Origin of the sequence: Rhizobium sp. NRK18 (assembly GCF_024385575.1) — a bacterium.
GTDB lineage: Bacteria > Pseudomonadota > Alphaproteobacteria > Rhizobiales > Rhizobiaceae > JANFMV01.
The window spans coordinates 2865757-2879392 of sequence record NZ_JANFMV010000001.1 but is presented as its reverse complement, the minus strand read 5'-3'; the positions used below and the strand labels follow the sequence as shown (position 1 = coordinate 2879392).

12 protein-coding genes are annotated in these 13636 nt (G+C 62.5%); 10 read left to right on the top strand and 2 right to left on the bottom strand.

The window, feature by feature from the left end; genetic code table 11:
• Positions 1-69: 69 nt before the first annotated feature.
• Both NN662_RS13550 and NN662_RS13545 read right to left on the bottom strand, forming a co-directional pair.
• Positions 70-2640: an autotransporter domain-containing protein gene (locus NN662_RS13550; RefSeq protein WP_261930769.1), complete on the bottom strand. Its 2571-nt coding sequence runs from the start codon at positions 2638-2640 to the stop codon at positions 70-72.
• A 179-nt stretch (positions 2641-2819) separates the two neighbouring features.
• On the bottom strand, positions 2820-4982 hold the full coding sequence (locus tag NN662_RS13545) for a transglycosylase domain-containing protein (RefSeq protein WP_261930768.1): 2163 nt from the start codon (positions 4980-4982) through the stop codon (positions 2820-2822).
• A gap of 172 nt (positions 4983-5154) precedes the next feature.
• Between NN662_RS13545 and NN662_RS13540 the strand changes: the two genes are divergently transcribed.
• From NN662_RS13540 to NN662_RS13495, 10 genes are all read left to right on the top strand, one after another.
• A complete protein-coding gene (locus tag NN662_RS13540) occupies positions 5155-5628 on the top strand; it encodes a YcgN family cysteine cluster protein (protein WP_261930767.1) in 474 nt (157 codons plus the stop codon).
• Between the two features lie 73 nt (positions 5629-5701).
• Positions 5702-6754 carry a hypothetical protein gene (locus NN662_RS13535; protein WP_261930766.1) on the top strand — a complete coding sequence of 351 codons (1053 nt, stop codon included), beginning with the start codon at positions 5702-5704 and terminating at the stop codon, positions 6752-6754.
• A 79-nt stretch (positions 6755-6833) separates the two neighbouring features.
• On the top strand, positions 6834-7883 hold the full coding sequence (locus tag NN662_RS13530; RefSeq protein ID WP_261930765.1) for a hypothetical protein: 1050 nt from the start codon (positions 6834-6836) through the stop codon (positions 7881-7883).
• Positions 7884-7969: 86 nt separating this feature from the next.
• Positions 7970-8602: a LysE family translocator gene (locus tag NN662_RS13525; RefSeq protein WP_261930764.1), complete on the top strand. Its 633-nt coding sequence runs from the start codon at positions 7970-7972 to the stop codon at positions 8600-8602.
• 85 nt (positions 8603-8687) lie between these two features.
• Positions 8688-9050 (top strand): carboxymuconolactone decarboxylase family protein, encoded by a 363-nt coding sequence (locus tag NN662_RS13520; protein ID WP_261930763.1) that lies wholly within the window; start codon positions 8688-8690, stop codon positions 9048-9050.
• Between the two features lie 256 nt (positions 9051-9306).
• On the top strand, positions 9307-9579 hold the full coding sequence (locus tag NN662_RS13515; RefSeq protein ID WP_261930762.1) for a hypothetical protein: 273 nt from the start codon (positions 9307-9309) through the stop codon (positions 9577-9579).
• Between the two features lie 114 nt (positions 9580-9693).
• Positions 9694-10338, top strand: coding sequence for a hypothetical protein (locus NN662_RS13510; RefSeq protein WP_261930761.1), 645 nt, complete (start codon positions 9694-9696; stop codon positions 10336-10338).
• A gap of 428 nt (positions 10339-10766) precedes the next feature.
• Positions 10767-11339 (top strand): hypothetical protein, encoded by a 573-nt coding sequence (locus tag NN662_RS13505; RefSeq protein WP_261930760.1) that lies wholly within the window; start codon positions 10767-10769, stop codon positions 11337-11339.
• 193 nt (positions 11340-11532) lie between these two features.
• Positions 11533-12783, top strand: coding sequence for a DNA-packaging protein (locus NN662_RS13500; protein ID WP_261931969.1), 1251 nt, complete (start codon positions 11533-11535; stop codon positions 12781-12783).
• 110 nt (positions 12784-12893) lie between these two features.
• Positions 12894-13523: a hypothetical protein gene (locus NN662_RS13495; protein WP_261930759.1), complete on the top strand. Its 630-nt coding sequence runs from the start codon at positions 12894-12896 to the stop codon at positions 13521-13523.
• Positions 13524-13636 lie beyond the last annotated feature (113 nt).

Here is a 13636-nt window from a genome sequence, read left to right as displayed (position 1 = left end):
GGTACGCGCAATGCAATCGGCCCGGGACGATGCCCCGGGCCGATCATCATTTCATCGGTTAGCGGTCGGTCAGAAGGCGACCTTCACGCCCATCCGGCCGGAATAGGCCTTGGACTTGTCGGTGTAGAGCCAGCCTTCCACCCCGCCATAGACGCTGACGTTCGACCTGACCTGAACGTCGATGTTCGCGCCGATGCCGACGCCGGCGACATTGCGTGCGCCGCTGTCGGCGACGCTGAACTCGGTGTTGTCGAGGCTGGCATGAATGCTGTCGGAGCCGAGATACTGCACGTCAGAGACAGCGCCCGTCAGGGTAAAGGTGAGCGGCTGGCCGGTCGAAAGCTCGGTCCGCTTGGTCAGTTCGCCCATCAACCGACCCTCCAGCGACTGCGAGGTACGCGAATCGTAGTCGATATTCTGGGAGGAACCGCTTTCGTCATAGCTCTCGTACCAGGCGCCGGTATAACGCAACTTGGCGCGGCCGGTCAGCGTCCAGTCGTCGGCCAGCGACCGCGATGTGCTGAGCGCGATTTCCGGCGAGGCATACCAGCCGTTGAAGCTGCCGACGGCATTTTCCTCGCCATTGTTGATCGAACGCTTCGACCGGTTGCGAATGCCGCCGAAGGCAATGGAGGCGTCCAGCTGGAAGCCCTGCATCTGCTGTGCGCCGTAAAAGCCGAAGAAGCCGGTATTTCCGGTGATGGAGGAGGTGCCGTCATCGGCCTTGCTGGACACGTGCCCGCCACCCATGAACATGCCGAGGCGTGTCTTGTCGAACTGATGGTCGACACCGGAAATCGCGCCGTAGTGGAAGGATTCGCTGCCCGTCTGGCCATCGTCGCCCGGCAGGAACTTCTGTCCGCCGAATGCTCTCATCCAGAAGAGATTGCCGTTGCCGTCGAGTGCGAGGTCGCCGGTCTGGCTCTTGATCGCCTTTACGGCGGCGGTGTCGGCCTTCGTCTCGGCGTAGCCAAGCGCACCGGTGGTGCCGGGCATGTCGACCTGCACGGAATCGGGCCGGGCGACATCGAGAGCCAGAATGCTGCCGACCACGTCCGACACCGACGAAGTGTACTGCGTGGCCATCTTGCTCGCCGAGGGAAGGGCAACGACGTTGATCGTCCCCGTGGTGTCCGCGTTGGTGATGATCAGGGTCTGGCCGTCATTGTCGAGATTGATCGTGTTCAGGCCGGAGAGATAGTTCGACGCTTCGACACGGTAGCTTCCCGCGCCAAAATTCGTGGTGTTGCCCGTCGTCTCGTTGTAGTCGACGACGCCCGAGAAGAAGGAACTGGGCGAGATGTTCAGCGTGTTGGAGCCGCTTGCGAAATAGACCGACGCGATGCCGCCTGTGATGCTGCCTGTATTGCTGATCGTGTTGCCGGAACCCTCCAGGTAGACACCGTATTTTTCGCCGTTGATCGTGCCCGAATTGTCGAGCGAAGCCGTTTGCGAAAGGGTGACGCCCGTGCTGGTCAGGCCGGTGATCGTGCCTGTGTTGGTGATGGAGATCTTGCCGTTGAGGGTTGTCGCCTCGATGCCGTCTGCTCCGGTGACGGAGCCGGCGTTGACGATGTTGATGTCGCCGCCGCCATCGATGTCTTCTTCGTCGCTCCCTTGAGCAGTGGCCGAGATCGCCGCATCGTCGGGAGCATAGATGACGCCGGTCTTGGTGTTGGTGATCGTCGTGGTGCCGAAGCCCTGTATGAGCGTGTGAATGCCGTTGTGGCCCACACCCTGGTCCGTCAGTTCATCATTATCATAAGCATAGACGGTGCCGCTGTTGACCACCGTTACACCTGTCGCGCCCCACGCCTGCAGGCCGACCTCGTCATACGCTGTGACCGTTCCCGAGTTCGTCACACTGGCGGTGCCGGTGTCGGACCAGGCCGTGATCGCCTGGCGGGTTGTGGAATAGACGGTTCCGCTGTTGGTGACGCTGGTATTGGCCACATAGCCGATGGCGCGAATGCCGGCGAGATAGCCGTTGACGGTACCGCTATTGGTAATCGAGATCGATTGGGTCTCGGTCGAGAACTTACCGCCATCGGCATAGAGACCCCAATTGGTGGTCGATGTCACGCTGCCGCTGTTGGTGAGGCTGATGCTGCCGTCATTGGTCGAAGCCGAAATGCCGGGACCCACATAGGCGGTGACCGTAGCGGCGCTGTCCACCGTGATGTCGCCGGATGTGGCGTTCCTGAACCACTCCGCGCCGAAGCCGCCACCATCCGCCGTGATCGTCACGCCGGCGTCGATGATGATCGTCGCGTCGTGGTCGGCGGCATCGGTGGAGAAATAGACAGCGCTGTATGTGGTGTTGTTGATGACAGTGCCGCCGGTAATTCGCAAGGTCTGGGCGGTCGGCGTGGTCTCCTCGTCATAGGTACCGATGTAAACTGCGCTCGCCGAGCCGCCGGTGACCGTCAGGGTTGACGTTCCGACGCCGCCGATCATCGAGATATACCCACCATCGTCGCAATTGGAGGAGGTGACGTTGCCGGACGTGCTACAGATCGATGACACCGGTTCGGCCAAGCCATAAGTCGGCAGCGAAAGTTGCGCTGCAAATGGCACCGCGGCCATGCAGGTGGTGCTCAACAGGGCGCGGACACGCGAGGAACTCGGAAGCTTTGACATCTTGAATCACATCCAGTGCGGGAATTTTGATACCTTTGAGTGTATTTCGCAACTGATGGGATTCTTCTCCGGATGGCAACGTGACCAGAGGTGGTTTTTCGTTATTTACCAAAAATGGTTGCGCATATCCAGTTGTGCAACCCGTCGCACCTCGGCTGTCCATCAGGCGAGGAGGCGGATCACCGGACGCTGGCGACCTTTTGCGGGTCGGGCGAGGTGAGCGGCGGGGCCTTGATGAGGTCGTCGCGGAGCGTGCGGATGAGCGTCGTCGTTTCCGGCGACAGGGAGCGGGGGCGCACGAGCGGGGGCAGGGAGCCGTCGTCGGGGGTGTTGTTCTTGCCGGCGGCAACGGTGATCGGCGTGCGGTCGCCGGTCGGTAGCGGATCCTCGATGCCGGGGATGGGTTTCAGCTGGATGCCCTGATGGGCGTAATCCATCAGCCGCTTGAAGGTGCGGGCCGGAATGGAGCCGCCGGTCATACGGTTGGTCGAGGTGTAGTCGTCGTTTCCGAACCAGATGGCGGTCGTGTAGTTGCCCGTATAGCCGACGAACCAGGCGTCGCGGTAGGCCTGCGTCGTGCCGGTCTTGCCGGCGGTGACGATGCCGTGGTCGAGGGCTGCGGCACGCGCCGTGCCGGAGACCGGCACCTGGGTCAGCATCTGGTTCATGTAGGCGTCGGCCTGTTCCGAGATCACCCGCTTGGCCGGCGGCTCGTCACGCTCGAAATCGTAGAGCAGGCGGCCGTCATAGGAGAGGATCTGCGAAATGCCGTGCCGGCGCGACTGGTAGCCGCCGGCGGGGAAGACCGCATAGGCGGTGGCCTGGTCGAGCACGGTGACTTCCGACGTACCGATCGGGATCGTCTTGTTGGCCCGGATCGGCGTTTCGACGCCCATGTCCTTGGCCATCTTGACGATGCCGTCGATGCCGAGCTTTTCCTTGGCGAGGCGAACCGGGACAGTGTTGATCGACTTCTTCAGCGCCGTCTCCAGCGTGACTCGGCCGGCATAGCTGCGGCCGTAATTCTGCGGCGACCAGCCGTTCCAGGTGATCGGCGCGTCGACGATGGTCGACTGCGGCGTTAGCCCGCTCTCCATCGCCAGCGCATATGTGTAGACCTTGAAGGAGGAGCCCGGCTGGCGCAGCGCCTTGGTGGCGCGGTTGAACTGGCTTTCGCCGTAGTCTCGGCCGCCGACCATGGCGCGCACCGCGCCGCCGTTTTCGATCATCACCAGCGCCGCCTGCTTGGCGCGGTAGCTTTGGCCGTATTCCCTCAGGCTTGCTTCCGTCGCCTGATCGGCGGCGTGCTGCAGGCCCATGTCGAGCGTGGTGCGCACGATCAGCGCGTGTTCGGGGAAGCGGAAGGCGAGGCGCTGGACCTCGTCATAGGCCCAGTCGAGGAAATAGTCGGGCGATTCATTGGCGTCGCGGTCGATCGCGGTCGCCGGATTGCGCCTGGCGGCGACCACCTGGCCCTCGGTCATGAAGCCGCCCTGGACGAGATTGGTCAGCACCTCGTTGGCGCGGGCGCGGGCTGCCGGCAGGTTGACATGCGGCGCGTATTTCGCCGGCGCCTTGAACAGGCCGGCGAGCATGGCCGCCTCGGCGAGATTGACCTCGCGCACATCCTTGCCGAAGTAGAAGCGCGCCGCCGCCGCCACGCCGAAGGTGCCGCCGCCCATATAGGCGCGGTCGAGATAGGTGGCCAGAATCTGCTTCTTGGTGAGGTTCGCCTCCAGCCACAGCGCCAGGAAGGCTTCCTTGATCTTGCGCTCGATGGAGCGCTCGTTGGACAGGAAGAGGTTCTTGGCGAGCTGCTGGGTCAGCGTCGAGCCGCCCTGGACGACGCCGCCGGCGCGGGCATTCTCGCTCATGGCGCGCACCAGGCCGAAGATGTCGATGCCGAAATGGTCGAAGAAGCGGCGGTCTTCCGTTGCCAGCACCGACTTGATGAGATAATCCGGCATCTCCTCGATCGGGACCGAGTTCTGGTGGATGACGCCGCGATGGCCGATGACGTTGCCGTAGCGGTCGAGGAAGGTCACCGCGTAGTCGCCGCTGTTGCGCCAGTCCTTGTCGGTCGCCTGGAAGGCCGGCAGCGCCAGCGTCAGCATCAGGACGGCGCCGACGGTGCCCCAGGTGGCAGCCTCGCCGAGGAGTTCGAAGACCACCCGCTTCCAGCCATACATGCGGAAGCGGCGGAAGAAGATGGTGATGCGTTCCCAGGTGTCGGCGATGCGGAAGCCGGCATTCCAGAGGAAGGAATCGAGCGCGGCGTCGATCTTGAGCAGGACGAAGCGCTTCTTGCGCGGGCGCTCGTCTGGTGAAAAAGGATCCTGCACGCTGCCTCAACTCCCTCCGACCGGTTCGCTGGCGAAGGCAGCAATGTCCGGCGGTTAACCCCGGCCCGGATTATAACGGTTGGGGTCGGTTTGGAAAGTGCCGCCGATGCCACACCGGCAGAGAAGACAGACGAGGGTTAACCGGGGTTTCCCCAGATGCCGAGGCGATAGAGTGACGGATAAACTGCCTTTCTGGAAAACGAAGACGCTGACCGAGATGAGCCAGCAGGAGTGGGAATCGCTCTGCGATGGCTGCGGCCTGTGCTGTCTCAACAAGCTCGAGGACTGGGATACCGGCGAGGTCGCCTTCACCTCGGTCGCCTGCACGCTGCTCGACGATCAGAGCTGTCGCTGTCGCCACTACGAGAGCCGCAAGGATTTTGTGCCGGAATGCATCCAGCTGACGCCGGAAAGCGTCTCTGAAATCCCGTGGCTGCCGCCGACCTGCGGCTATCGCCTGGTCGAGGAGGGCCATGATCTCTACTGGTGGCATCCGCTGGTCTCCGGTGATCCGGAGACGGTGCATGCCGCCGGCATTTCGGCGCGCGGCCGCACGGTGAGCGAGGACGTCGTCGATGTCGAGGACTACGAGGACTATATCGTCGACTGGCCGCTGACGGTGGGCGAGGGCGCCGAGAAGGCGTAGGCCGCCGCAATGGCCAGCTTCGGGCCAGTTCTTTGTGCGAAGCCGGTTTCCGGTTGACGGGGACAGGCGGGACATGCTCGACGAGGTACAGGACAAGGTCAGGATTTTCCTGCGCGGCTTTGCCGTGATGTCCGACCCCGTTGCGGTACGCGAGAAGGGCCATGCGCTGATCGCCAAGTTTCCCGACGACGAGATCGTCAGGGTCGCAGCACTTCTGACCGCCCACAATCCGCTGTTCCTGCCGGACTTCGGAAATGTGGCGGGGCTCAAGGCCTCGCAGGACCAGTTCATGGACTGGGTGATGCGGCTGAAGATGACGGCGGCGAATGCGCGCCAGCCGAACATCCTGCTCGCCGCCGCGCCGAAATCCGCCTCCTCCTTCATCTTCGCGGCGATCGCGCGCTCGGCAAAACTGCCGACCGTCTATCTGGGGGCGAATGTCGCCACGCCGCAGACGCTTGGCGTGATGCAGGGCATCCTGCGGGAAGACGAGGTGGACGAACTGGCGCTGATCCGCAACGGGCTGAACGGCACCGGCTACATTGCCCAGCACCACATCAAGCCGACGCCCTTCCTCTGCCGGCAGCTGGCGCAATACAAGGTCCGGGTGATCGTCACCGTGCGCAACATTCTCGACACGTTCGTGTCGATCGACGACCAGTTCCGCCGCATGCAGAAGGCTTCACGCGAGGCCGGCGAGGCGCCCGAGGAGAGCTATTTTTCGCAAGGTTTTCCAAGGAATTACACGGAAATGAGCGACGAGGATCGCTTCGATTTTCTTGCCGACCGGGCTGCCTGGTACGTGCAGTTCCTGATGCACTGGCAGAAGCTGGAGCGGCGCGGCATGGTGGAGCCGCTGTGGATTTCCTACGAGCGCGATCTGCTGGGCGACCGCCAGGCGATGGCCGAACGGATCGCCGCCCATGTCGGCTTCGGGCTGACGGCCGAGGCGGTGCTGGCCGAGCTTTCCGCCGATCCCGAGGCCGGGCGGCTGCAATGGAACAAGGGGGTTGCCGGTCGCGGCGAGGCGATCCCGACCGGACCGCGCGAGCGGATATTGAAGGCCTTCGCGCCGTTTCGAGACGAGGCGGATTTTTCGCTGATGCTGGGGCCGGAGAGGGCGTGAACGAGACGCGGACAGGCGCGGGCGTAGAACGTCCCGATGTCCGTCTCGGTTCGACATGGATGAAAGGACTGAGGGACCTATGAGCGCGGAATTGAACGCACTGATGCTGAAATTTGCCGAGAAGATCTCGGAAAGTCCGGACCTCGCCTATGTCCAGGAGAAGTGCAACGAGTTTCTCGGCAAGATCGACGCGAACCGGCAGCTCTCGGCGGCAAGCCTCTTTTCGCTGACGAACCCCTTCTTTCTGCCGGACGTCGGCGACGACGTCGTCGCCCGGCTCTCCTTCAATCTCGATCAGTTTTCCGAACTGCTGATGCGGGCGAAGCTGTCGGCCGCGCGGGCGAAGCAACCGAACATCCTGGTCGCCTGCGCGCCGAAATCCGCCTCGACCTTCATCAGCGGCACGCTGAAGCGTTCTATGAACCTGCCCGGCGGCAATCTGATGGCAGCAACACTCTACATGCAGACGATCTATGCAATGGGCATTGGTTTGCGCGAGCAGGAGACGGACGAGCTGGCGCTGATCCGCTACGGGCTGAACCAGCGGGGCTACGTGGCGCAGCACCATGTGCGGGCGACGCCCTATCTCTGCCGGCAGCTGAAGACCTACAACATCATGCCGATCGTCACCTACCGCAACCTGTTCGATTCGATCGTCAGTCTCGACGACATGTTCCGCAAGGCGCGGCGTGCGGGCTCGACCGGAAATCCCAGCGTCGACTATTTCCTCGACGCGCTGCCGGACCGCTATCACGAGATGGAGGACGAGCCGCGGCTGACGGCGCTGGTGCACCTGCAGGCGCACTGGTTCCTGCAATTCTATCTCTCCTGGAAGAAGTGCGAGCGGATGGGCTTCGTGAAGCCGCTCTGGGTCTCCTACGAGAAGGATTTCCTGAACGACAAGCCGGGGCTCGCCGAACGGATGGCAGCCTATGTCGGGCCGGACTATCTCGATGCGGCGAAGCTGGCGGAGGCCTTCGCCGACACCGAGACCGCCAAGGGCGAGCGGCTGAACAAGGGGGTGGCCGGGCGCGGGGCGTCGATGCCGGAGAGCGTGCGCAAGCTCATTCTGGAGATTGCTGAGCCCTACCGCGCGGAAGAGGACCTTTCCGAACTCGTGGGTGATTGAAATCAACGACGTTTCGACGGCAAGGTGCGTAAGAGCATGACGCGGGCCGGAACGATCTCCGGTGATTTCCCCATTTCGGAGTGTGCGTGACGTTCCTTGCCGATACCCTGCCGGACCAGTTGCCGGCCTTTGTGCTCGCCTCCGTGCTGATCGAGCTGACGCCGGGGCCGAACATGGCCTGGCTTGCCATGGCGGCGGCGACCGAGGGGCGGGCCAAGGGCTTTGCCGCGGTTGCCGGCGTGGCGCTGGGGCTGGCTGCGATCGGCATTGCCGGCGCGGTGGGCGCGGCCGAACTGGTGCAATCCTCGGCGTTCGTCTACGAGACGCTGCGCTGGGCGGGCATCGCCTTTCTCTTCTATCTCGCCTGGGACGGCTGGCGCGACGGCGGCAGCGAGACCGGCACCGACGCCCATGACGGCTATGGCCGCTTCTTCCGGCGCGGGCTGGTGACAAACCTCCTCAATCCGAAGGCGGCGATCTTCTATGTCGCCGTGCTGCCGGCCTTCATCGATCCGTCCGGCGCCGTACTCGGCCAGACGCTTGTCCTGACGGCGGTCTATGTGGCCGTGGCGACCGGCATTCATGCCGGCATCGTCGGTGCCGCGGGCTTCCTGACGCCGATCCTGACCGACGAGCGGCGCGAGCGCTTCGCCCGCCGCGCGCTCTCCTTGATGCTTGCCGCCGTCGCCGTCTGGTTCGCCTTCTCGACGGCGCGCTGAGCCGCACTTGATCTTTCGCAAATGCGGCCGGCCGGTGCTCCTGTAGAAATATATCGGAAAACGAATATGTCTACAGGAGCTCCGCATGACGACGAAATACTACCCCGACATCACCCGGGATATTTCCGCCCACACCAAGACGCTGCGCCGCGACATTCCCGACGTGATGAAGGGCTTTTCGGCGATGGCGGCGGCCGCGACCGCAGACGGCGCGCTCGACAAGAAGGTGAAGGAACTGGTGGCGCTCGGCATAGCCATCGCCACGCGCTGCGACGGCTGCATCGGCTTTCACACCGAGACGCTGATCAGGCTCGGCGCGACCAAGGCCGAATTCGAGGAAACGCTCGGCATGGCCATCTACATGGGCGGCGGCCCGTCGCTGATGTACGCGGCGCACGCCATGGCGGCGTGGGAGCAGTTTTCGGTGCCGCTTGAGGCGGCGGAGTAAGGGTGGGGGCTTGCAAGGCGGCTTGATGTGTAGCTCAATCATTTTCTTCAAGATTAGCGATGCGGAACGTACCGAAGACTTGTTCTAATAAGTTCGCGAAAACTGTCTTACCCGTCGCTGGGTTGGTGAAGCTGCTCACGCCTAAGTAAAATGATAAGCATCTCTTTTTGATGCGCAAAAAGACTCGATAACTCTGAATGGCTCGCCTAGTCTATCTGCCGCGTACATCACACCGGGAGAGAGAAAGGCATTTGTTATGAGTAACGAACCGCCGTTATTGCACACCCCGCATTCCCCAGATGTTTTTGCGGACTCTGCAATCGGCTTTTTCACCTTTAACGGCTGCATGAGAATCACCTTTGACTCTGTTCGATCCGACTACCGCACCAACCCAGCAAACTTAGACCGCGTAGTAATTGGACGGCTTGTAATGCCTATAGCAGCGGCAGAAGCGATGGCTCACGCCATTCTCCAACAAGTGGAGCAACTAAAAAGTGAGCCGCCGGCTGTCACCGGTTCGGTTCAGTAGCCCTATCTTTCCCAGGCCTCATTTTTGGGAGGGGTTTTCGGTTCCGGCGGGGTCTTGAGCATCCGCTTCAAGATCTCGTCGCCCTTTTCCTAATCGAACTTAGGATACCGGTTCATGTCACCAATGCCTCTAAGTCAAATAGATGAATCCAGTCCCGTACTCTTTCACCCAAAGGCTATTTCAGACCGTCCAGAACTCGCAATTCTAATAGCAAGGGCTATAGCAGGGTGGGCAGAAATAGAGGCCCGGATGGCTGAGTCTATCGTAAACATGCTGGGGGCAAATGCTGAACCCACATTGGCCATGTTCTCTGCAATAAACAGCGCAAGCGCACAGCTAGATGCGATAAAGGCAGTAGCGTCATCTGTCCTTGATGTAAGGAAGAAGAGAATATTTGACTCCGTTATGGCCCGCGCCAAAATTTCCTCTAGGAATAGAAATCATCTTGCTCATCGAGTTTGGGGGCTTTCCGAATCTCTGCCTGATGCAATTCTATTAATAGACAATAAATATCTTGCTGCGTTCGAATTGAAATCGAAAATTCATTTTGAAGAATTCGTACGCGGAATTTACGCGCCTCATATTGACTATCCAAGGGAGAAAATATTTGTCTACAAAGAACGCGATTTAATTGAAATAATATCTGAAATGGATTCATTGAGCCGGCTATTTTATCACATGAATGCCCTTATTTATCCTGGCTGCCCTTGGCCTGACGAAATGTCGTCCCTGCTAGAGGGCGAGATTAATCTTAGATGAATAATTTTATATTGTATCATTTCAGTAAAAATTCTTCAGCAAGGCTGAGAAAAGCGAGATCCCCTAAATCTCTCATGGGAATGCTGGCAATTTCACTTTTATCAGGCGTGTCATGCATGCAAGGCCCGCCAACTTGATTGGGGACAACTCAGGACAAGATAGGAAAATAATCCTTGACGGCGTCACGGTGGTCTGGTAGGGTTCTGGCATAGTCGGAAAGTTGCGACCGGATGCGGCGTTTGGCCGGGAAGGTCGGGGCTGGGGCCGGTGTCGGGAATTAGGGTTTTCAGAGGTCGGTTTTGCCGGCCTTTTTTGTTGGGCGGGTGAGGGGGATTACCCCCCTCTGCCCTGCCGGGCATCTCCCCCGCAAAGGGGGAGATTGGTCGGGGTTGGGCTTGTGCCATCCGGCGCATGCCATCGGAGGTTTCATGGACAATCTGGACAGGATCGATCCGGGGCTTTTCGGGCTCTGGCCGGAGCGGCGCGTCTATGGGGACGGGCTGCCTAGGGCCGGGGTGGCGGATGCGCCGGAGGTGAAGTCGGGCGAGGGCGGCGACGATCTGCGTCGGTTGCTCAACGACATGACACGCGAGATGCGGGCGCAGTTTGATTATTTCCGCAGGCTGCGCGGCGAGAGCGATGCGGACGGGGCGGCGAGCCGGGCCGACGCAAAGGCGGCGGTGGATGCGATGTCGCTCATTGTCCGGACGCTCGAAAAGATCGATGCGCTGCAGCGCCAGCTTGCCCGCGACCGTGAAGAGGAGGCAGACCGTCATGCCGATCCGGCCGAACTGGAGCGCGCCCGCGCCGCGCTGCTGGCGCTTATCGACGAGCGGGCCGACGAACGGGCGGCGCGCCTTGCTGATGAGCGGGACGGCGGATATTCGCCGGCCGGGGCGGCTGCCGATGGCGGTGGAGATCGTCCGAGGACCGGGGCCGAGGAGGTCCACGGATCACGGGATGGTGGCACCGGCCAGGTTCCGGGTGCTGGCGACCGTTGAGCGGACGTCGTTCGGGCAAATCGCACATCAGCGGATGACCGGAGGGCAGGCGCAGGTCGAGCATGGGAATTCGATCCCGGAAGGGGTTGCGGTGGCGCCTTGGATGGGGCCGCTGGCCGATGCGGTGGCGGCAATCGCTCGGCTCGTATTTGCGCCGAAGGCGGTGAAATGGATTGCCCGCCATGAGCGGCGGATGGCGGTGCTGCTGGCCGATCCGGCGATTGCGGCGGCGCTGCTGAAGGACTGGGCGATTGCCGGGCGCGACGAACAGCAGCCGCCGAAGGGCGACTGGCGCAGCTGGCTCCTGATGGGCGGGCGCGGCTCCGGCAAGACGCGGGCCGGCGCCGAATGGGTGCAGGCACTGGCAAGCGGTGCCGGGGCGTCGGAGCTCCGCATCGCGCTGGTGGCGGAGACGCTGGGCGACGCCCGCGAGGTGATGATCGACGGTGTGTCCGGCATATGCCGGATTGCCCGGCGCAACGTGCCGGTGTTCGAGATTTCGCGCCGCCGGCTGGTCTGGCCGAGCGGGGCGAAGGCATACATCTTTTCGTCCGAAGATCCCGAAAGCCTGCGCGGACCGCAGTTTCATTTCGCCTGGTGCGACGAGCTCGCCAAATGGACCCATGCAGCGGAGACCTTCGACATGCTGCAGTTCGGCTTAAGGCTCGGGGCGCATCCGCGCCAGCTGGTGACGACGACGCCGAGGGCGGTGCCGGTGCTCAAACGGCTGATTGCCGATCCGGGCACGGTGGTCCGCAGGATTTCGACCGTCGCCAATGCCCGCAACCTGGCGCCGGGCTTCATCAGCGCACTCGAGGCCCGCTATGGCGGGACACGGCTCGGGCGGCAGGAGCTCGGCGGCGAACTGATCGAAGATCGCGAGGATGGGCTCTGGCGGCGCGACCAGCTGGAGGCGCTCACCATCAGGGCGGCGGGACCGATGCGGCGCATCGTCGTCGCCATCGATCCGCCGGCTTCGGCCGGCAAGACCTCGTGCTGCGGCATCGTGGTCGCCGGGATCGACGAGGCGGGACGCGGCGTCGTGCTGGCCGACTGCTCGGTGGAGGGTGCGAGCCCGTCCGGCTGGGCGGAGGCCGCGGCGCGGGCCTATCGCCGTTTCGACGCCGACCGGATCGTCGCCGAGATCAACCAGGGCGGCGACATGGTGGCCGCCGTGATGCGCTCGGTCGATGCCTTGCTGCCGGTGACGACAGTGCGGGCGACGCGGGGGAAATACCTGCGCGCCGAACCGGTCGCAGCCCTCTACGAGCAGGGCCGGGTGGTGCATGCCGGGCGGTTTACCGCGCTCGAGGACCAGATGTGCGACTTCGGCCCGGACGGATTGTCGAACGGCCGCTCGCCGGACCGGCTCGACGCGCTGGTCTGGGCCCTGACGGCGCTGATGCTGGAAGGGGCGGGCGAACCGAAGGTGCGCGGAGTGTGACCGGCGGGGTTGCAGCCATAGCATGTACAGCATTCAAAACGCATGTTAAGATTGCAATCCGCGGACGAATGCACGCAAATGGGGAAGTCCGCACCAAACCGGGGGACATCATGAGCATCAATCGCAAGTTCTTCTACGATCACCTGCATGACACGTTGTTTTCGACCGGGCTCAGCCAGTCGCAGGTGGACGGCCACACCGCCATTCTGGACGCCTGGGAAGAGGGCTACGCCAAGGAGGACGACCGCTGGCTGGCCTACATGCTGGCGACCGCCTATCACGAGACGGCGCGCACCATGCAGCCGGTGCGCGAGACGCTGGCGCCGACCGACGACAAGGCGATCGCCCGGCTGGAAAACGCCTGGAACGCCGGCAAGCTCTCCTGGGTGAAGGAGCCTTACTGGCGCAAGGACAAGGACGGCAAGAGCTGGCTCGGCCGCGGGCTGGTGCAGCTCACCCACAAGGGCAATTACGAGAAGATGAAGAAGGAGACCGGCGTCGATCTGGTGTCGCATCCGGAGCTGGCGATGGAGATGGATGTGGCGATCAAGATCATGTTCATCGGCATGATCAAGGGCTCTTTCACCGGCCACAAGCTCGCCGACTATTTCTCCAAGTCGAACGAGGACTGGGTGCATGCCCGCCGGATCATCAACGGCATGGACCGGGCCCAGCAGATCGCCGGCTATGCGAAAACCTATTATTCGGCGGTGAGCTATACGATCGCCGAGGCGGCGTGAGGCCTTTTCCCTCTCCCCGCCCGCGGGGAGAAGGGCGATGCATCCGAACCGTCATCCCGGACTTGATCCGGGATCCGGCGGCGCGATTTCGATCGCGCGTGAGACCCATTTGA